The 20,733-nt window shown below is 64.0% G+C and carries 15 protein-coding genes; 9 read left to right on the top strand and 6 right to left on the bottom strand.

What is annotated here, in order from left to right; genetic code table 11:
- Position 1: 1 nt before the first annotated feature.
- Both DSM43276_RS06290 and DSM43276_RS06285 read left to right on the top strand, forming a co-directional pair.
- On the top strand, positions 2-1,360 hold the full coding sequence (locus DSM43276_RS06290; protein ID WP_078329589.1) for an FAD-binding oxidoreductase: 1,359 nt from the start codon (positions 2-4) through the stop codon (positions 1,358-1,360).
- Entirely contained in the window at positions 1,357-1,710 is a 354-nt protein-coding gene (locus tag DSM43276_RS06285; RefSeq protein ID WP_078329588.1) for a nuclear transport factor 2 family protein, read from the top strand. Before DSM43276_RS06290 ends, DSM43276_RS06285 begins: the two co-directional genes overlap by 4 nt.
- Here DSM43276_RS06285 and DSM43276_RS06280 read toward each other — a convergent pair.
- Both DSM43276_RS06280 and DSM43276_RS06275 read right to left on the bottom strand, forming a co-directional pair.
- Positions 1,660-3,135: a DHA2 family efflux MFS transporter permease subunit gene (locus DSM43276_RS06280; protein ID WP_109556091.1), complete on the bottom strand. Its 1,476-nt coding sequence runs from the start codon at positions 3,133-3,135 to the stop codon at positions 1,660-1,662. The genes DSM43276_RS06285 and DSM43276_RS06280 overlap by 51 nt on opposite strands.
- 23 nt (positions 3,136-3,158) lie before the next feature.
- Positions 3,159-4,442 carry a multidrug effflux MFS transporter gene (locus tag DSM43276_RS06275; RefSeq protein WP_078329587.1) on the bottom strand — a complete coding sequence of 428 codons (1,284 nt, stop codon included), beginning with the start codon at positions 4,440-4,442 and terminating at the stop codon, positions 3,159-3,161.
- A gap of 281 nt (positions 4,443-4,723) precedes the next feature.
- Between DSM43276_RS06275 and DSM43276_RS06270 the strand changes: the two genes are divergently transcribed.
- From DSM43276_RS06270 to DSM43276_RS06255, 4 genes are all read left to right on the top strand, one after another.
- A complete protein-coding gene (locus DSM43276_RS06270) occupies positions 4,724-5,479 on the top strand; it encodes a hypothetical protein (RefSeq protein WP_078329586.1) in 756 nt (251 codons plus the stop codon).
- A gap of 175 nt (positions 5,480-5,654) precedes the next feature.
- Positions 5,655-9,371, top strand: a complete 3,717-nt coding sequence (locus tag DSM43276_RS06265) for a multifunctional oxoglutarate decarboxylase/oxoglutarate dehydrogenase thiamine pyrophosphate-binding subunit/dihydrolipoyllysine-residue succinyltransferase subunit (RefSeq protein ID WP_078329585.1) — start codon at positions 5,655-5,657, stop codon at positions 9,369-9,371.
- Positions 9,372-9,470: 99 nt separating this feature from the next.
- Positions 9,471-10,787, top strand: coding sequence for a lipase family protein (locus DSM43276_RS06260; RefSeq protein ID WP_078329584.1), 1,317 nt, complete (start codon positions 9,471-9,473; stop codon positions 10,785-10,787).
- A 360-nt stretch (positions 10,788-11,147) separates the two neighbouring features.
- Positions 11,148-12,464 (top strand): lipase family protein, encoded by a 1,317-nt coding sequence (locus tag DSM43276_RS06255; protein WP_078329583.1) that lies wholly within the window; start codon positions 11,148-11,150, stop codon positions 12,462-12,464.
- A gap of 7 nt (positions 12,465-12,471) precedes the next feature.
- Here DSM43276_RS06255 and DSM43276_RS06250 read toward each other — a convergent pair whose 3' ends face one another.
- On the bottom strand, positions 12,472-13,626 hold the full coding sequence (locus DSM43276_RS06250) for a PucR family transcriptional regulator (protein ID WP_078329582.1): 1,155 nt from the start codon (positions 13,624-13,626) through the stop codon (positions 12,472-12,474).
- A gap of 240 nt (positions 13,627-13,866) precedes the next feature.
- Between DSM43276_RS06250 and DSM43276_RS06245 the strand changes: the two genes are divergently transcribed.
- The 3 genes from DSM43276_RS06245 (at position 13,867) to DSM43276_RS06235 (ending at position 16,312) form a co-directional block, all read left to right on the top strand.
- The gene (locus DSM43276_RS06245) at positions 13,867-14,508 is read left to right on the top strand and encodes a class I SAM-dependent methyltransferase (RefSeq protein WP_078329581.1); all 642 of its coding nucleotides are present in this window, start codon (positions 13,867-13,869) and stop codon (positions 14,506-14,508) included.
- Between the two features lie 94 nt (positions 14,509-14,602).
- The gene (locus DSM43276_RS06240; RefSeq protein ID WP_078329603.1) at positions 14,603-15,433 is read left to right on the top strand and encodes an SDR family NAD(P)-dependent oxidoreductase; all 831 of its coding nucleotides are present in this window, start codon (positions 14,603-14,605) and stop codon (positions 15,431-15,433) included.
- Positions 15,434-15,478: 45 nt separating this feature from the next.
- Complete coding sequence (locus tag DSM43276_RS06235; RefSeq protein ID WP_078329580.1) at positions 15,479-16,312, top strand: SDR family NAD(P)-dependent oxidoreductase; 834 nt, start codon at positions 15,479-15,481, stop codon at positions 16,310-16,312.
- A 30-nt stretch (positions 16,313-16,342) separates the two neighbouring features.
- Here DSM43276_RS06235 and DSM43276_RS06230 read toward each other — a convergent pair whose 3' ends face one another.
- From DSM43276_RS06230 to DSM43276_RS06220, 3 genes are all read right to left on the bottom strand, one after another.
- Positions 16,343-17,623 carry a serine hydrolase domain-containing protein gene (locus tag DSM43276_RS06230; protein ID WP_078329579.1) on the bottom strand — a complete coding sequence of 427 codons (1,281 nt, stop codon included), beginning with the start codon at positions 17,621-17,623 and terminating at the stop codon, positions 16,343-16,345.
- Positions 17,624-17,757: 134 nt separating this feature from the next.
- Positions 17,758-19,029, bottom strand: coding sequence for a serine hydrolase domain-containing protein (locus DSM43276_RS06225; RefSeq protein WP_078329578.1), 1,272 nt, complete (start codon positions 19,027-19,029; stop codon positions 17,758-17,760).
- A 106-nt stretch (positions 19,030-19,135) separates the two neighbouring features.
- Entirely contained in the window at positions 19,136-20,719 is a 1,584-nt protein-coding gene (locus DSM43276_RS06220; RefSeq protein WP_078329577.1) for a flavin-containing monooxygenase, read from the bottom strand.
- Between the last annotated feature and the right edge of the window lie 14 nt (positions 20,720-20,733).

Below are 20,733 nucleotides of genomic sequence, written 5' to 3'. Positions count from 1 at the left end.
CATGTCCTCGCTTGCGGATGACCTGGTCCAGATTGTCGGCGATCGGTACGTCAGCACCGATGCCGACGTACTGGCCGGGCGTACGATCGACCACACCGGCCGCTACCGCGGTACCGCGAGCATCCTGATCCGTCCCGGCTCCGCCGAAGAAGTCGGCGCAATCTTGAAGGCTTGCAAGGAACACGGCCACCCCGTCACCACCCAGGGCGGCCGCACGTCGATGGTCGCCGGGACCGTTCCCGAGCATGACGACGTACTGCTATCCACCGAGCGGCTCACCGAGATCGGCGCCATCGACACCGTCGACCGCCGGATCCGCGCCGGATCAGGTGTAACCCTGGCAGCACTACAACAAGCGGCCGCCAGGGAGAACCTGCAATTCGGCGTCGACATCGGCTCCCGCGACTCGGCCACTCTGGGCGGCATGGCATCCACCAACGCCGGAGGCCTGCGCACGGTGCGTTACGGCAACATGCGCGAGCAGGTCATCGGCGTGCAGATCGCTCTCCCCGATGGATCAATCATGCAGCGCCACAGTGATGTTCGTGCCGACAACACGGGCTACGACCTCACCAGCCTGTTCGTCGGCGCCGAGGGCACCCTCGGGGTCATCACCGCACTCGAACTGCGCCTGCATCCGGTCCCAAAACACAGCGTCGCAGCGATCACCGGGTTCGACCATCTGGATCAACTGGTCGAGGCGAGCCGGATCTTCCGTGACCTCAGCGGAATTGCCGCACTGGAGCTCATGGACGCCAGATTGGGTATTCCAAGCCCCGTGGACAATCCATGGCTGCTGCTCATCGAACTCGCCCGCGATAGCGACCCCACCGAAGATCTGGCCGAAGCACTCGACGCCGCCGGCGTGGCCGAGCAGGCCGCTGTCGGTTTGGATGCCAACTCCCGTGAACGCCTGTGGCAGGTGCGCGAATCGATCGCCGAGGCGCTGGGAACCCACGGCCCGCCCTTGAAATTCGATGTGGCACTGCCGCTGACACACATTGGCGAGTTCGAACGCCGCGCCACCGCACTGATCGCGGAGAAGGTCTCCGACGCTATACCCGTCTTGTTCGGCCACGTAGGAGAGGGCAACCTGCACTTAAATGTGTTGCGCTGCCCCGACTCCACCGCGTTGTATCAGCCCATGATGACGCTCATCGCCGAACTGGGCGGCAATGTCAGCTCAGAGCACGGAGTCGGGACAATCAAACGCGATTACCTCGGCATGGCCCGCACACCCGGCGATATTGCCGCCATGCGGGCCGTCAAGGCTGCCTTCGATCCCACCGGGTTCCTCAACCCCGCAGTGCTGTTCGGGCACAGCCCGGAGAGAAGCGGTGCTGCCGAGCGAGAATCATGACACTCACCGTCGACCCCGAGAAGTTCAGCCGCCAGTGGTACGCGGCGTGGAATGCGCACGACATCGAGGCGGTGCTGGCGCATTTCCACGAGGCCGCCGTCTTTACCTCCGCCTACGGCGCCGAGATAGCCCCAGAGACCGGAGGCATCTTTCGGGGCAAGAAGGCCATCCGCGACTACTGGGCCGAGGCTCTCACCCGCAACCCGGATCTTCATTTCGAACCTGTCGGCACCTATGTGGGCGCAACGGCCGTCGTCATCAACTACCGAAATCACAAGGGCGGCCTCGTCAACGAGGTACTAATCTTCGACGGGGACACTGTGATCGAGGGGCACGGCACCTACCTGTGAACCGGCGGGCCGCATAAACAGTGTCGCCACCAAACCGATCACCAACGCGGCCACACCCAGCAGCATCGACTGGGACATCGCCGTCGAGAACGGCGCACGCAACCCGGGCGGCAGCACGCCACCTGACGCGGAATCGACCGAGGAGGACGGCATTGCGGGCATGTTCGAAGCCAGCCGTGCCGTCATCAACGCACCCATCGCCGAGCTGCCCACCACGCCTCCGACCTGGCGCAGCGTGTTGTAGACGCCGGACCCGGCGCCGGCCACCGCGGACGGCAGATTCCGTGTCGCGGTGGTGGCCAAGGGCCCCCAGATACATGCCATGGCCGCACCGATACCCGCTGCGGGCAGCATGAGCTGCCACATCTGCGTCTCCGGTCGCATCATCGCCGTCCACCACAACGTCGACGCGATCATCAGCGCGACGCCACCGCCGATCAACACCGATGGACGCACCCTGTCGACAAGCCAGCCGGAAACCGGCGCCAAGACCCCGCTGACGATCGCCGTCGGGGCCTGCGTCAACGCCGCCTTGGTCGGCGAAAATCCCAGCGCCAATTGTGCATAGAACATCATGGGCAACCCGGTGGAGATCACACAAAAGCCCATCGACGCGATACTCACACCAGCGAGCGAGAAGTTGCGGTCTGCGAACAGCCGCAGCGGAATCAGCGGCTCACCCCGATTCGCCGACTGCCACCACACGAACACGCCCAGGGCCGCCAGACCGGCGGCCATCGTCCCCCATACCCCCGGCGCCCAGTGGAAACTCTCCCCTTCCTGAAGTGCGAAGACAAAGGCGAACATGCCCGAAGCCGAGAGCGCCATACCCAAGAGATCCAGTCGATGCGGATGCGTCGGCATGCGCGGAATGTAGATGGCGCCCAAGATCATTCCCAGCACACCCACCGGGACGTTGACGTAGAAGATCCACTGCCAACCCCACCCGTCGACCAACACGCCGCCGGCGACCGGGCCGACCAGCGTTGCGATCCCGGCGACCGCGCCCCACACCCCCATCGCAGTCCCGCGCCGCTGCGGCGGGAACACCCGTTGCACCACCGTGAGTGTCTGCGGCGTCAGCATCGCCGCACCGATCCCCTGCACCACCCGCGCCGTGATAAGCCAGCCGATCGATCCGGCGAGCCCGCACCACAGCGAGGCGGCGGTGAAGACTGCCAGCCCTGCCAAGTACATGAAACGCGGGCCGAACTGGTCGCCGAGTCGCCCGCTGATCAGCAACGGGACCGCGTAGCCCAACAGATAGGCGCTCGTGACCCACACCGTCGCCGAGTAGTCGGCGCCGAAAGCGGTCTTGATGGCGGGATTGGCGACCGACACGATCGTCGAGTCGAGCAAGATCATGAACAGGCCGAACAGCACCACCCACAACGTCGTCCACGGTCGCGGATACTCAGACTGCACGGCTACGGAAATCTCGTCGTGGTTCAGGTGGTGACACGATTTCTCACGACGGCCAGCCCCGCCAGAGCCAGCACAACCCCGATCGTCATGACGACAGCCACGGCGAGCGCGTTATTACCCAACGCCCCCACCAATGGCGCGATCACTGCTCCCACGCCGAACTGTGAGGCGCCCAGCACTGCCGCCGAGGTCCCGGCCGCCTCGCCATGGCGAGACAAAGCCAAGGCCGGCGCGTTGGGAATGACGAAGCCCATGAACGCCATCAGGGTCCAGACCGGAGCCACGAAGCCGAACAGCCCACCGATACCGAGCCCGGCCAGTACCAGCAGCACCACCGCTGGGATCAGGGCCAGCGACAGGCACCATTGCACGATCTGTTGCGGTTCGAACCGCTTGAGCAACACCACGTTCAACTGCGAGGCCGCGACAAACGCGATGGCGCCCGCGCCGAACATGATCGCGAACACCTGCTGATTCATGCCGTACTGACCCTGCAGCACGAAGGACGCACCCGAGATATAGGCGAACAGGCCCGACAACGACAGCCCGGCGACAAGCACCAAGACCACGAAAACCTTGTCACGCAGCAGATCGCGATAGGTCTGCAGAATGCCCCTCACCCGCAGCGGGCGCCGCGCGCTCGGCGGCAAGGTCTCCGGCAGCGCCACCACCGCAAGGATGAGCAGCAGCACCCCCAGACACGACAACGCCGCGAACACGTTCTGCCACGAGCCGTGTACCAGTACGGCCGCGCCCAGCGACGGGGCCAGGATCGGCGCGATACCGATCACCAGCGTGAGCCGGGAGATGACGGTGGCCGCGGCCTTATCGGTATAGAGGTCACGCACCACGGCCATCGCCACGACCATGGCCGCCGCGGCACCCACCCCTTCAATCGCCCGGAGCACACCCAGCACCACGATGTTCGGGGCGATGGTGATGGCCAGCGACGCCGCGATATGCAGGGCCGCCCCGGCGATCAGCGGCAGGCGTCTGCCGAGCGAATCCGACAGCGGGCCCACCAGGAGCTGCCCCAACCCCAACCCCACCAGCGTTCCGGTGAGTGTCAGCTGTGTGAGGGTCGAGTTGACGTGCAGATCCGCCCCGATATCAGGCAAGGCCGGGAGGTACATATCGATAGTGAGCGGCCCCAGGGCAACCATCGCGCCCAATACGGTGATGAGCCACGCCTTGCCCAGCCGGGTAGTGGGGGGCGAGATCGAATCGGCTGGTGCCGGAACGCCCACCGGATCCTCCGTGGTGGTCTCACTCCGGGCAGCAATCACCTCAGTCTTCAGCGCGCGCACGCGGCAAAACCTTCCCTTTCCTAACAAATGTGAGCTGCATCTCACCGATTCCACCCCACGAGACGATGTGTCCGCTTCCCCCGGATCCGCCCCGCCGTTGTCACACGAGACCGACGGCCGTCGACGAACTACAGCTTGCCAGTTATCGGAAACACACCCCACCGGGCTACCTGTTAAGGAACGAAAAGCGCTCGTCATTCGTCTTCACTACTGTGAGACCAAATCTTCGCTCACAACAACGTGGACCCATCCAGCCCACCGCATTGAAGGAACACACGCCGATGAGCACTCGCATCACCGAACCGCAGCGGCAGCTCGCCTTGAGCGGCAAGGGCAAGGAATCCAAACTCGGGGCCTCCGGCAAGCTCCTCTCATTCATCCTGGACCAGAGCACCAAGGTTCAGGAACCCGCGGTCCGCGCGTATGTCCAGAAACTACGCACCACCCATCCCGGCGCCGCACCCAGCGACATCATCACCATGTTGGAGAAGCGATACCTGGCGACGGTGATGGGCAGTGGTGCCGCCGTCGGCGCCGCCGCCGCATTCCCCGGGGTAGGCACTCTGGCCGCATTGTCGGCCACCGCCGGGGAGGCCGTGTTGTTCCTGGAGGCGACGTCGCTCTTCACCTTGGCGCTGGCAGCGGTCCACGACATCGAGCTCGCCAAGATCGAACACCGGCACACGCTGGTGCTCGCCGTCATGTTGGGCGAGGACGGCGAGACGACGGTGTCGGACGTGCTGGGCAAGGAGCGCACTGTCGGAGGCGGCTGGCTGGCCGAGGCCACCTCGACGCTGCCGGTGCCCGCGCTAAGCCATCTCAATGCCACCCTGCTCAAGCGGTTCACCAAGAAATTCGCGGTGAAGCGCGGTGCCATGGCGTTTGGCAAGCTGTTGCCGGCCGGGATCGGCGCCGTCATCGGCGCCGGCGGTAACCGGTTCATTGGCAAACGGATAATCACCAACGCACGTCATGCCTTTGGACCTCCACCAACCGTATGGCCGGTGCAGTTGCGCCTGGTCGCACCCAAGAGCTAGCAACACACCGGGGTGGCTGTTCACGGTGCGGCCACCCTGCGGCCATCAGCGGCGCCGATGATGTCGCCTCTGTCATATCACCGTGACACCTCACCCCCGTTGGCGACGCGTTAGCCTGGTACCGGTCGCTAGACGGACTGAATATCGAACGAGACGGAGCGAGGCGAAGACTGCCGTGAACGGTTCAAATCCCCAATTCGGGCAGAACGAATGGCTGGTCGAGGAGATGTACCAGCGATTCAAGGAAGACCCGTCCTCGGTGGACTCCAGCTGGCACGAATTTCTCGCCGACTACGTGGCCGAGCCCGCGACCGACGCCGGCAACGGCCACGCCGCAGCGGCGCCCGCGCCTGCCCCGGCACCCGCGGCTGCACCTGCGACACCCGCCGCACCTGCACCCGCCGCACCTGCACCTGCAGCGCCCGCACCTGCGGCGGCCCCGGCAGCCGCGCCAGTCGCTGCACCGAAGCCTGCCCTTCCGCCGGTGCCTTCAGCCGAAGGTGACGAGAGTCAGGTACTGCGCGGCGCCGCCGCAGCCGTCGTCAAGAACATGTCGGCCTCCCTGGAGATCCCGACCGCCACCAGCGTCCGGGCGATCCCCGCCAAACTGATGATCGACAACCGCATCGTCATCAACAATCACCTCAAGCGCACCCGCGGCGGCAAGATCTCCTTCACGCACCTGCTGGGCTACGCCATCGTCCAGGCCGTCAAGGACTTCCCGAACTTGAACCGGCATTTCGCCGAGGTGGACGGGAAGCCCACGGCCGTAACGCCCGCTCACATCAACCTGGGCCTGGCCATCGACCTGCCCGGCAAGGACGGTAACCGCACCCTTGTCGTGGCCGCCATCAAGGGCTGCGAGACAATGGCTTTCGGCCAGTTCATCACCGCCTACGAGGACATCGTGCGGCGCGCACGGGACGGCAAGTTGACGGCCGAGGACTTCTCCGGGGTCACGATCTCGCTGACCAATCCGGGCACCATCGGCACCGTGCACTCGGTGCCCCGCCTCATGCGCGGTCAGGGTGCCATCGTCGGTGCCGGCGCGCTGGAATACCCCGCGGAGTTCCAGGGCGCCAGCGAGGAGCGCATCTCCGATCTGGGCATCGGCAAGCTCATGACGCTGACGTCCACCTACGACCATCGCATCATCCAGGGTGCCGAATCCGGCGACTTCCTGCGCACGGTGCATCAGCTGCTGCTCTCCGACGACTTCTTCGACGACATCTTCCGTGAGCTGGGCATCCCCTACGAGCCGGTGCGCTGGCGCATCGACAACCCCGACTCGATCCTCGACAAGAACGCTCGGGTGCTGGAACTGATTGCGGCATACCGCAACCGAGGCCATTTGATGGCCGACACCGATCCGCTGCGCCTGGACAAGACCCGTTTCCGCAGCCACCCCGATCTGGATGTACTCACCCACGGTCTGACGCTGTGGGACCTGGACCGCGAGTTCAAGGTCTCGGGGTTCAAGGGTCAGGAGTACATGAAGCTGCGCGACGTGCTCTCGGTACTGCGCGACGCGTACTGCCGGCACGCCGCCGTGGAATACACCCACATCCTGGAACCCGAGCAGCAGAAGTGGCTACAGGACCGCATCGAGGTCAAGCACGATAAGCCCACCGTCGCCGAGCAGAAGTACATCCTCTCGAAGCTCAATGCCGCCGAGGCGTTCGAGACCTTTTTGGCCACCAAATATGTTGGACAGAAGCGGTTCTCACTGGAAGGCGCCGAGGGTGTCATCCCGATGATGGACGCGGTCATCGACCAGAGTGCCGAGCACAGCCTCGACGAGGTGGTCATTGGCATGCCGCACCGCGGCCGCCTCAACGTGCTGGCGAATATCGTCGGCAAGCCGTACTCGCAGATCTTCACCGAGTTCGAGGGCAACCTGAACCCGGCACTCGCGCACGGCTCCGGTGACGTGAAGTACCACCTGGGCGCCTCCGGCACCTACATCCAGATGTTCGGCGACAACGACATCGAGGTGTCACTGACCGCGAACCCCTCGCACCTGGAGGCCGTGGACCCGGTGCTGGAAGGCCTGGTGCGGGCCAAACAGGACGTCCTCGACGTCGGCACCGACGGCGGCCGCTTCACCGTGGTGCCCCTGATGCTGCACGGTGACGCCGCATTCGCCGGACAGGGCGTGGTGGCCGAAACCCTGAACCTCGCCAACCTCCCCGGCTACCGGACCGGCGGCACCATTCACATCGTGGTCAACAACCAGATCGGTTTCACCACCGCACCGGAGCATTCGCGATCCAGCGAGTACTGCACCGACGTCGCGAAAATGATTGGGGCGCCAATCTTCCACGTCAACGGGGACGACCCCGAGGCGTGCGTTTGGGTGTCACGACTGGCCGTCGACTTCCGGCAGAAGTTCAACAAGGACGTCGTCATCGACCTCGTCTGCTACCGCCGGCGCGGCCACAACGAGGGCGACGACCCCTCGATGACCAACCCGCAGATGTACGAGGTCATCGACACCAAGCGCGGTGTGCGCAAGACCTACACCGAATCCCTGATCGGCCGCGGCGATATCTCGATGAAAGAGGCCGAGGACGCCCTGCGCGACTACCAGGGCCAGCTGGAGCGGGTGTTCAACGAGGTCCGCGATCTGGAGAAGTACCAGCAGCGGCCGAGCGAGTCGGTCGAAGAAGACCAGCAGCTGCCGCAGAAATTGGTCACCGCCGTCGACAAGGCACTGCTCCAGCGCATCGGCGACGCCTTCCTGTCGGTACCAGAGGACTTCACCGTGCACCCGCGGGTCAAGCCGGTGCTGGAGAAGCGTCGCGAAATGGCCTACGAGGGCAAGGTGGATTGGGCCTTCGGCGAGCTACTTGCCCTCGGCACCCTCGTCGCCGAGGGCAAGGTGGTGCGGCTCACGGGCCAGGACTCCAAGCGGGGCACCTTTACCCAGCGCCACGCCGTGATCATCGACCGACACAACGGCGATGAGTTCAGTCCGCTGAAGCTGGTCGGCGTCGACGCCGAGGGCAACCCCACCGGCGGACGTCTCGTGGTGCATGACTCATCACTGTCGGAATACGCTGCCGTCGGCTTCGAGTACGGCTACTCGGTGGGCAATCCAGATGCAATGGTGTTGTGGGAGGCACAGTTCGGCGACTTCGTCAACGGTGCGCAGTCCATCATCGACGAGTTCATCTCCTCCGGTGAGGCCAAATGGGGCCAGCTCTCCGAGGTGGTGTTGCTGCTCCCCCACGGCCACGAGGGACAGGGTCCCGATCACACCTCGGGCCGTATCGAACGGTTCCTGCAGCTGTGCGCCGAGGGGTCGATGACGGTGGCGATGCCGTCGACACCCGCCAACTACTTCCACCTGCTGCGCCGGCACGCGCTGGACGGCATCACCAGGCCGATGGTGGTGTTCACACCAAAGTCCATGCTGCGCAACAAGGCTGCGGTCAGCGATATCAAGGACTTCACCGACCGCAAGTTCCGATCGGTTCTCGAAGAGGCCAGCTACGAGGATGGCGTCGGCGATCGCAGCAAGGTCCGCCGCATCCTGCTGACCAGCGGCAAGCTGTACTACGACCTGGCGGCTCGTAAGAATGCCGACAAGCGCGACGATGTTGCGATTGTGCGCATCGAGCAGCTGTACCCCATCCCGCGCTTCCGACTGGAAGAGACCCTGGGCCGGTATCCGGATGGTACGCAGTACATCTGGGTGCAGGAAGAGCCTGCGAACCAGGGCGCCTGGCCGACCTTCGGCTTGAACCTGCCCGAGGTGGTACCGCGCCTCACCGGCCTGACCAAGATCTCGCGCCGGGCCATGTCGGCACCGTCCTCCGGTTCCTCGAAGGTGCATGCCGTCGAGCAGCAGGAGATCATCGACGAGGCGTTCGCTCCCACATCCGAGTAGGAGTGAGCGAACCCAAGGTCAGGCCCGCCCCTTAGGGGGTGGGCCTGATTCATTACCGGACCCCTGCCTCGTTGCGCGCGTGTTCAATACGCTGCACCAATGACGGCCAAGCCCGCACCCGCAATCGAACCGATCACGCTACCGGTCGAGGAATGGCCACCGCTTAACGGCAAGCCCAGGCCCTCGCCCGAGGATCCTTTCTACCTACCCCCATCCGGCTGGGAGAACACACTGCCGGGAAGTGTATTGCGGCGCAGGAGAATTCGTATCGCCTTGTTCGGCATAGTCCCCCTGCGCCTGCAGGCCTGGCACCTGCTCTACCGCACCACCGACCTCCACGGCGCCCCCGAGACCACAGTGACAACAGTGCTGGTGCCCCGCGACGCCTGCGAGACGTCGCCGGTCCTGGCCTATCAGTGCGCCATCGATGCGGTGTCTCCACGAGCCTTCCCCTCCTATGGGCTGCTTCCCCGAACATTCGGCCTCAACCAGGCTCAGAACGAACTGATGTTGATGGTGGCCGCACTCGCCCGAGGTTGGGTGGTCTCGGTAAGCGATCACGAAGGGCCGCATGGACTATGGATGGTGGCCAGGCAGCCGGGGTATCACGTCCTGGACGGGGTGCGCGCAACCTTGAACGCCGGCGGCGCGCATGGCATGCCTCGCCTCCCGGCCAACGCCCCTGTCGGATTCTGGGGGTACTCCGGAGGCGGAACGGGGAGCACCTGGGCGGCCGAGATGGCGCCCGTCTACGCACCGGAACTCAATGTCGTCGGAGCGCTGCTTGGCGCTCCCGCGGCCCGGCCAGGCGCGCTCGTGCGGAAGCACAGCGGCAGATTCGCCTCCGGACTCATCCCACCGGTGCTGGCCGCGATGACGCGGGCGCACCCGAGCACACTCGAATTCCTCGGTGGACACCTGACCCCGCGCGGTCGTCAGATCATCGCCAAGGCGGCTGAGGTAAGTCTCGCGGAATCGGTCTTGCGGTGGCCATTCAAGAACTTCGACACGTTCGTCGATCGGCCCATCGAAGAATTGATGAAAGCGCCCGAAATCGCCCGAGTCACCGAAGAAATGGAACTGGGGCACCGCATGCCCAGCGCGCCGGTCTACCTGTACCACGCCATCCATGACCAGCTACTTCCGATCGAGGGCTCCGATCAGCTGGCGCAGAACTACATCGCGGGTGGCACTCATGTCACTTACCGGCGCGACCGGAGCACCGAACATATTCTGCTGGCCCTGCTTGGCGGCAGCGACGCCCTCGGCTGGTTGGCCGAGCGGTTGGCGGGTCAACCATTGCCTGCGGAATCGGACGTCCAGACCGTGCTCTCCACGTCGCTGAACCGCCGCGCGGTGCGGAGCCAGCTGCAGTGGCAACGGGGAATCCTGAAGCTTTTCCTCGGCCGTCTGTAGGTGCCGCAACAATGGCCGACCATCGCGGCGAGAACTTAACCAAAAAGCCAACTCAGTGTTCAGTTTCTACCGCGGCATTACCCGCCGGTAACCGCCTGGACAGCGGCGATGACGGCCCGTGTATTCTGAGCGCAGTCTCGAGGTTGACTTCGGCCGTTTGCTTGATCGGTGATGAACCACAAGGTCACACTGGCGCCTTAGTGGCTAACCCCGATTCAACGCCGATTCGTTACCGCGGATCATTCTTGTTGAATACGCTGCGCGAATCCTCAGATTCTTCTCCGGGCGTCACGACTACCCATCACGTTCACCCAGGAAGACAAGAGCGACAAGAGCGACAAGAGCAAGGACAGGAGCCAGATGACTGCCGGCACTGCGCCCACGTCGACCCCGGCGACTCAGTCGATCGAGGCCTGGCCGATGCAACTTGATAAGCCACTGCCGTCCCCGGACGACCCATTCTTTGTCCCACCCGAGGGCTGGGACAAAACCGCGCCCGGTACACCCTTGCGGCGCAGGCGAGTTCGGATCGGGTTGTTTGGACTCATCCCCCTGCGGCTGCACGCGTGGCAGGTGCTCTATCGCAGCACCGACCTACATGGGGCCCCCGAGACGACCGTGACAACGGTGCTCGTCCCGAAGAAGGCGACAGAGACAGCGCCGCTGCTTGCCTTCCAGAGTGCGATTGACGCCGTCACCCCCAAGAGATTCCCCTCCTATTACCTGCAGCACCGCACCTTCGGCATCAACCAGTCACAAAACGAGTTTCTGCTGGCAGTGGCCGCACTCCAACGAGGGTGGATAGTCACCATCAGCGACCATGAGGGACCGAAGGGCCTCTGGATGGCGCCCAAACAACCCGGCTACCACGTGCTGGACGCGCTGCGCGCCACGATTGCCGCATCCGGCGAGGACGGCATCCCGCAACTGTCCGTCCACACTCCGACAGCGGTATGGGGGTACTCGGCCGGCGGCAACGCGACCGCCTGGGCCGCCGAACTCGCCGGTGAGTACGCGCCCGAACTCAATCTGGTGGGCGCGCTGATCGGCGCACCCGCCCCCCAACCCGGCCCCCTCATGCACCATCTCAGCGGCCGATACTCCTCGGGGCTCATCATCATCGTGCTGGCGGCCATGATGCGGGTAAGTCCCTCCATCCAGGACTTCCTGCAGAAGCACCTCACCAAGAGAGGTCGCCGGATGGTCGAGAAGGCCGAACGCCTGACCGTCATCCAGGCACTGCTGTACTGGCCATTTCTCAACTTCAACAAGATCTTCGACCGCCCCCTTGAAGAGGTGATGGACACACCGGAAATCGCCGCCCTCACCGACGCGATGACGCTGGGGCTACGCACCCCCACCGCGCCGATTTACCTCTACCACTCGATCCACGACGTACTCCTGCCGGTTTCCAGCACGGACCAACTCGCCGAGGACTACATCGCCGGTGGCGCACACGTCACCTACCGGCGCGACCGTGCCAGCGAGCGCGTCTTTTTGTTACTGTCCGGCGGTCATGATGCGCTCGGTTGGCTCGATGAACGTATGCGCGGCAAGGCATTACCGACGCGACCCGATATCCGAACGGTGGTGTCAACGGTCCTCTCACCACGCGCCCTGACCATGTACGTCCGACAGGTTGTGGCGTTCGTGAAGCTCCTCGCCGGGCGGCTCTGAACCGGAGTCAGCGGGCCTTTACGGCCAATAACGCGGCCGCGAGAGTGCGCGCGGCCGACGGCTGCGCGGGATCCAGGCCGGTGAGTTCGGCGACGCGACGGAGTCTGTAGTCAAGGGTGTTCGGGTGCACATGCAGCGATTTGGCCGCAAGCTGCCGTCCGTGTTCGTGCTGCAGATACGCGCTGAGCGCCTGCTGCAAATGGGGGTGTGCCGCCAGTGGCTGAACCGTCGCAGCGAGCAGATCACGCGCCCTGCCGGGACGGGTGATCTGGTACTCCATGAGCACGTCCGGCAGCCGGTAGGCGCCGGGCGCCCGGCCGAGTCTCAGTGCGAGCAGCGCCAATTCACGCGCCTCTTCCGTGGCCGCCGCAATCTCACCGGGATCGGCCGCCTCGGAGACTCCGAGCGTGACAGGCCCGCCGGCCACCTCTGAGAACAAGGGCAGCAGCGATTCCACCTTGCCCACGGCCGGCAACAATATGACACCCCCGCGACCATCCAAAGACGTGAGCACGGGCTCACGTGCGTACTGATCGACGACGTCCTGCACGCGGTGGGCACGCCGCCGAGCCACCACGGTGTTCCCCGCCGGTTCCGGCATGTAGAGGAACAGCACGTCATAGGACAACGCCAGCGTGACACTCGCGCGTTCGGCGGCCTCCACCCACGGTGTCCCCTTGACCAACGCATCGAAAAGGTCGCGCCGAGCCTCCGCCGACGCACCGTGAAGACCTTGGCGCTCTTCCAGATACGCGGTGGTAACCGCGGGCACCATCAACTGCAGATACCGTTGCAGTTGGACGCTGACCGTGAGCACCTCGTTGACCTCGTCGGGGGTTGCCAGTTCCCGGAGCGTCTCTATGCCGACCCGCGCGGCAACGCTGTACGCGGCCAGGAGCGCCGCGAGCGGAATATCCTCCTGCGCCCGCCGTGACGCCGCCAGGATCGGCCCTGCCAACTCGTCTTCGGTGGGCGGCCGCGACTCCAAAAGCACCCGGACGAAAATCCGGAAATTCTGCTTGGTGAACTCGGTGATCTCACCATCGAGAACCTCACGGGGCAGCATCCCGTAGTACGGCACCTCAGCGGCGAAGCAGTCCACCGCATGGCGCACCGTCTCCGGCAGCTGGCGCATGAACCGATCACTGAGCGACGCCGTCATCAGCGGACTCCAACCTTCTCCCACTGCACCGTGGAATACCCGTCCCCTCACGGACCATATCCGCGAGACCCCTGCGCACCCTACCGTCCCGCAGTTGAGTTCGGAGGTTTGCTCACAGGTTCATCGCACGGCACGGAGGTTCTTGGGGCCAGTCATAGCTTTCGGACATATGCCTCGTATCTTTCACAAAGATCGGGCCGAGTCACGGACTTTCACTCGTGCCACTTCTAGGTTTCACAGATGACTGCCATCGCGCCACGGCGTTCGCTCAATGAGCTGGTCACGCGGTACTGGACCATGATGTCGAAGGTCTATAACTTCCCGTTCGTGCAACGCCATATCTACAGGCCGGCCCAAGACGACACCATCGCGCAACTACGCGAACACAACGGCCAGCGGATCGTAGATATCGCTTGTGGCACAGGAATATTGGCGTCCCGCATCCAGGCCGAACTGAGCCCGGCATCCGTTTTCGGTGTCGACATGTCCGATGGCATGCTCGCCAAGGCGACGGCTCGGTCCACCGAGGTCCAGTGGAAGAAGGCGCCTGCGGAGCAGCTCCCGTTCGGGGACGCCACCCTCGACGCCGTGGTGACAACGTCGGCATTCCACTTCTTCGACCAACCTGCAGCACTGGCGGAGTTCTACCGCGTGCTCGCCCCGGGCGGCTTGGCCTCGGTCGCCACGATCTGCCCGAAGGAGCGCCGCTGGCTGGGTCGCGGAACCGGCGAGCGCAGACCGGCGCACTTCCCTACGGCCGGCGAAATGGAGCGACTGTTCTCCGGTGCCGGGTTTGATGTTGTCGTGCATCGTCCGGTGGCGCGACCGTTCACGCCACCGGTGATCTCCGTCGACTGGATCTGCGTCGGCCTCAAGACTTGACCGCTACTGCCGCCGCCGTGACCACCCCGCGCCGCCATCCATTACCCTCACTGATTGACGTCAGCCTCACAACGTAAATCTGTCAGGAGTGCTCATGGACGGCTTTAACGGCAAGGTCGCCGTGGTGACCGGCGCGGGTTCGGGAATCGGACGCGCACTGGCGGTGGAACTCGCACGCTCGGGCGCCAAGGTCGCCATCAGCGATATCGATAACGAGGGCCTGGCCGAAACCGAACGCCAGATCAAGGCCCTCGGTGCCGAGGTCCGCTCCGACCGCCTCAACGTCGCTGAGCGCGAAGCCTTCCTGCTCTACGCCGACGTCGTCAAGGAGCACTTCGGCAAGGTCAACCAGATCTACAACAACGCCGGCATCGACTTCCATGGCGACTTCGAGATCAGCGAGTTCAAGGACATCGAACGAATCCTCGACGTCGACTACTGGGGCGTGGTCAACGGCACCAAGGCCTTCCTGCCGCACCTGATCGCCTCCGGCGACGGCCACGTCATCAACGTCTCCAGCATCTTCGGCATCATGGCATGCCCGGGCCAAAGCGCCTACAACGCAGCGAAATTCGCGGTTCGCGGGTTCACCGAGTCCCTGCGCCAGGAGATGATCATCGGCAAGAAACCGGTCGCGGTCACCTGCGTGCACCCCGGCGGCATCAAGACGAATGTGGCGCGCAACGCCACGGTGGCCGAGGGCTATGACCATGCCGAGTTCGCGAAGTTGTTCGATCTGCTCGCACGAACCAGCCCGCAGGCCGCGGCGCGCATCATCCTCACCGCCGTCCGCAAGAAGAAGCCGCGCGTCCTTGTCGGGCCGGACGCCAAGGTAATCGACGTCTTGGTCCGACTGACGGGCTCGCGGTATCAGGATCTGTTCCTTCTCGGCGAGCGGTTCCTGATGCCCAAGCGTTCCAGCTGACCCACTATTCTGGCTATTTGACAGTCGTCTAACAAGGAGACATCTATGGAAGGCTTCAACGGCAAGGTCGCCGTGGTGACCGGCGCGGGTTCGGGAATCGGACGCGCACTGGCGGTGGAACTCGCACGCTCGGGCGCCAAGGTGGCCATCAGCGATGTCGACGCCGAAGGTCTGGCCGAAACCGAACGCCAGGTCAAGGCCCTGGGCGCGGAGGTGCGCTCCGACCGCCTCAATGTTGTTGAGCGCGAAGCCTTCCTGCTGTATGCCGACGCCATCAAGGAGCACTTCGGCAAGGTCAACCAGATCTACAACAACGCCGGTATCGCCTATCAGGGCGAGGTAGAGGAAAGCCACTTCAAGGACATCGAGCGAATCATCGACGTGGACTTCTGGGGCGTGGTCAATGGCACCAAGGCCTTCCTGCCGCACCTGATCGCCTCCGGCGACGGCCATGTCATCAACGTCTCCAGCCTGTTCGGCGTGCTGTCCATGCCAGGCCAAAGTGCCTACAACTCAGCCAAATTCGCGGTACGCGGGTTCACCGAGTCCCTGCGGCAGGAGATGATCATCGGCAAGAAGCCGGTAGCGGTCACCTGCGTGCACCCGGGCGGCATCAAGACCGCCATCGCACGCAACTCCACTGCTGCGGAAGGCTACGACGTCAAGGCCGGGGCCGCGTTGTTCGACAAATACCTGGCGAACACCAGCCCCGAAGCGGCCGCACGCATCATCCTCACCGCCGTCCGCAAGAAGAAGCCCCGCGTGCTGGTCGGCCCCGACGCCAAGATCCTCGATGTGATCGTTCGGGTCACCGGAGCGCGCTACCAGGACATCTTCTCCCTGTTCACACGCTACCTGCTACCCAAGCCCACGAAGTAACTTCCCGGGGTTGATCATTCGCGCTTTGCGCTACCGCGCTGCGCGAATGATCGACGGCAGGAAGGTTCCGATGATGGTCTGGTCGAAGACCATCGTGCTGGGAAGCCGGTTATGCACAATCGCCACCGAGATGTTGCGTTTCTGATCGGCCCATCCGAACGAACCTCCGGCCCCGATGTGCCCGAAACCGCCACCGATCATCGGCACCGTCAAGGAGTGGTACCCGCGGTGCCAGCCCATGGGCAGTCCCAGCGTGTGGTCGATCCGGTAGCTGTTCTTGCGCGCCAGTCCCTTGGTGATTTCCGGCGAAAGCAGCCGTATCCCGTCGACACTGCCGTCCCCCGCCAGGGCGGCGTAGAGCTTGGCCAGCGCGGGAGCGGTACAGCAGGCGCTGCCCGCCCCGCACCGCAGATCCATCACCGGGGCACTCGCATGCCCGTCGTCAGCCAGCAGCATCTCGGCGCCCGGCTGGTACAGCGTGGAGGCCGCACCCTTGGCCCCAGGCATCTTGTCGAGCACCCCCATCACCGGTGGGGCGGTCCGGCGAATAAAGCCGGACCTCGCGACCCGGTCCAAATACGGTGTGAGGGCAGCTGATTCGGAGGGCGCACCTTCGGGAGGCCGCCCCATGTGGATACCGTCGACTCCGAGCGGCTCGGCGAGTTCGGTGCGATACAGCTCTTCAAGGTCCTTACCGGTAACGGCCTTGGCGAGCCGCCCCATGAGCCATCCGATGGACAACGCGTGGTACGCGGGCTTGCCGAAATACCTGTCAACGGGTGCCGCGGCGAGCCGGTCTGCCATCAAGTCCGGATCGAACATCTCCTCGTAGCTATGCGCGATACCCGTCAGCCGCGATAAACCCGCCGTGTGCGACAGGATCTCGTCGACCGTGATCGCGCCCTTGCCATTAGCAGCGAACTCGGGCCAGTACTGCGAGACCGGTGCCGAATAGTCCAACAGGCCGCGATCCACCAGTCTGTGGATGATCGTGGCGGTGACACCCTTGGACGCCGAGAATATGACCGGCGCGGTGTCCCGCGTCCACTGCTGCCCCCTCTGCGCGAGCCCTGCCCACAGGTCGAGAACGGGCTCGCCATCCACGTATACGCAGATGGCGCCGCCGCCGACGTGGTACCTGGTGAAGGCTAGCGAGAAGACCCGCACCACCCCCCGGAACTCGGGGCGGGCCCAGCCATTCACCCCCTGCGGTAGCTCTACGCCGCGTTCCAGCGGCGGGTAGGCGAAGGGAAGGGGTGCGGGTCGCGACGATTCCGTGGCCGCGTCGTCGAAGCCATGAGGTTGTGCCATAAGTAACACTGAGTACCAGGTACTTGGCGTCGAGACAAGACTGGCTGAGCAGATATCAGACAGGTACCCAATCAACGGTCATCGATTGGGGGCCCTTCACGACATCAGCTACTGGTCTTCGCGCAAGCTCATCCTCAGCCGACGGCCTTGACGATCTGGGGCCACAAGAATGCAAACGAGATCTGGTCGAGCGCCATGGTCAGCGGCAGCCGGTTATGCGCGAAGCCGACGGCGATCCTGCGCTTCGGGTCGGCCCATCCCATCGAACCACCGAGTCCGATGTGGCCGAAACCACCGCGGAATCCGTTCATGGGCAGCGACATGTACCCCAGGTGCATCCCCATCGGGAACACGACGGTGCGGTCGATGGTCAGATTGGTCTTACGAGCAAGTCCGGCAACAGCGTCCGGCGAAAGGAATTCGCGACCGTCGACGCTGCCACCGCCCGCCAAGGCGGCGTACATCTTGGCGAGCGCGGGCGCCGTGGCCACCGCGTTGGCCGCGGGCGCCTGCATGTCGTACAGAGCCGAATTCAACGTGCCATCGTCGGCAAGGATTCGCTCCATTCCCGGCTCGTACATCGTGCCGATGGCACCTTCGAAACCGGGCAGGCGGTCGATGGTGCGTATGACCGTCGGCAGCACCCGGCCCACCACGGGCTTGTTCGCCACCGGATCCAGAAAGGGGTACATCGAGGCGGCCTTGGTCGGCGAGCTGCGCGGAGGCCGACCGAGGTGAATTCCGTCGACCCCGAGCGGTTCGGCTACCTCGGTACGGAATAGCTCGCGCATGTCCTTGCCGGTGACCGATCGAGCCAGCCCCGCGAGTAGCCATCCGAAGGTAAGTGCGTGATAGGCACGCTTACCGTAGAACTTGTCGACGGGAGCCGCGGCGAGGCGTTGCTCCATCAACTCGTGATCGACGATTTCCTCTGCGTGGTAGGCGATTCCATCAAGACGAGAGAGGCCGGCACGGTGATCGAGCACCTGGCGCACGGTGATGGACGCCTTGCCGTTGGCCCCGAATTCCGGCCAGTAGCGCGCCACCGGGGCGTCATAGGAAAGCAGTCCGCGATCAACCAGACGGTGAATGACGGTGGCGGCGATACCCTTCGACGCCGAGAAGACGAGGGCGCCGGTGTCTCGCGTCCAACCCTGCCCGGCCGCCGCCGCGCCCGCCCAGATATCCAACGCGGGTTCACCGTCGACATAGACGCTCAGAGCACCGCCACCCAGCCGGTACTTGGTGAACATCCAGTCGAAGGTCCGAACGACGGAGGACAGCTCGGGCCGCGCCCAGCCCTCCACTCCACCCGGTAGCCGCAATCCGGGCAGGTCACCCGGGTACAGCTCATCGACACGTACAGGTGCTGTGGCCGCAACATTGGGGCCCAGAGGGATCGCCATAGTCAGACGTGAGTAGCACGGCTTAAACGACCAGGTCAAGTCACGATCTGATGTATGGAGGTGTTGTTGCAGGTCAGAGACCCGCAGCCCTGCCCGCCCTCCTCCACTACCGGGCCTGCTGGGCCTGCGGTGCCCAGGGCTCGAAGCGATAGTTCGCGAGGTTGAATGTGCGACTGCGCCAGGCGGATTCCCACGTAGTCGTCGGCCGAAGAGGGGCATCACCATTCTTGTCGAAGTAGTAGCTGTTCGCGTGTGCGCAGCTGTCTTGCCAAAAGATCTGGCGGCGCCTGCGCCTGAGCATCTCCGCGAAGAAGCGGTCGTTGGCCTGTTGAGTGACTTCGACGTAGTTGGCATCGAGCTTGCGTGCGCGCATGAGGCACCGAGCGATATGGGTGGACTGTGCTTCGATCAGCGCGAAATACGATGACCCGTTGTATCCGTACGGTCCCATGATCGAGAAGTGATTGGGAAATCCCGGGACACTCACACCTTCGTAGGCCTGCAGACGGTGCGTATCCCAGTAGGCCTGTTGCGTCACGCCATCACGCCCCATCAGGTCATACGTCGGCATGTTGTCCGGGTCCATCACCTTGAAACCGGTCGCGAGGATGAGCATCTCCAGTTGGTGTTCGACACCGCTGGACACGTGGACGGAATGCGGGCCGACACCGGTGATCGGGTCCGTTTCGAGCGTGACGTTGTCTCGGTTGAAAGTCGCAAGGTATTCGTTGTGAAAACTTGGGCGCTTGCAGCCCAGTCCGTACCGGGGTGTCAACTTCTCACGGGTCTCGGGATCTCGAACCTGGCTGTGTAAGTACCTGCGCGCGAGTGACTCCACCACGGGTGACATCCCGGGTATTACCCCGTGATAGTGCGCCGGGATCGGAAAAGTTGCTTCCACAAACGCTTGGCTGGCCAGCCGCGTGGCCTGCAGCCCACCGGGTAGCCGCGTCAAGAATCGCGATACGGTACCGCGCAACGAGAAGTCCGGTTTGGGCAGGCACCAGATGGGTGTTCTCTGAAACACGGTGAGATGCTCTACTTCTGGAGCGATAGCGGCGACAATCTGGACAGCTGATGCCCCAGTTCCGATGATTCCGACTCGCTTTCCCGCGACGCTCTGGCCGTGGTCCCATCGGGCGGTGTGCATCGTCTGCCCTGCGAAATCCTCGATGCCTTGAATCTCCGGATAGACCGGCCGGGTCAAGATACCGCACGCGTTGATGACAAAGCGCGCCGTCAGCTGTTCTCCTGCGGCGGTGCTGATTTTCCACAGACATGCCTGCTTATCGAACACCGCGCCGGTCACGGTGGTGTTGAACCGAATTTTGTCTGCGAGACCGTATTTCTCAACGCAATGCTCCGCATACGCCTTCAGCTCTCGGCCGGGTGCGTAGCTACGCGACCAATTGCGTTGCTTCTCGAACGAAAACTGGTAACTAAACGACGGGATATCGACCGCAATGCCCGGGTAGGTATTCCAATGCCAGGTTCCCCCAACGCCGTCGGCCTCATCAATCAGCAGCAGGTCATGAAATCCATTCTTTTGCAGAGTGATTGCGGTACCTATGCCCGAGAACCCGGCACCGATGATGATGACGGGGTGATCGGGCGTCGGCCGCTTGTCGGCAGACTGAGCGGATGACCGGGGTGCGGTGGTCGCCACGTCGTCGTTGACGGAGGTTGTCATAGATGATCCAGTTC

Origin of the sequence: Mycobacteroides salmoniphilum (assembly GCF_004924335.1) — a bacterium.
In the GTDB taxonomy this organism is placed as follows: Bacteria; Actinomycetota; Actinomycetes; order Mycobacteriales; family Mycobacteriaceae; genus Mycobacterium; species Mycobacterium salmoniphilum.
The sequence above is the reverse complement of the archived record's forward strand: the minus strand, read 5'-3'. Positions and strand labels throughout refer to the sequence as shown.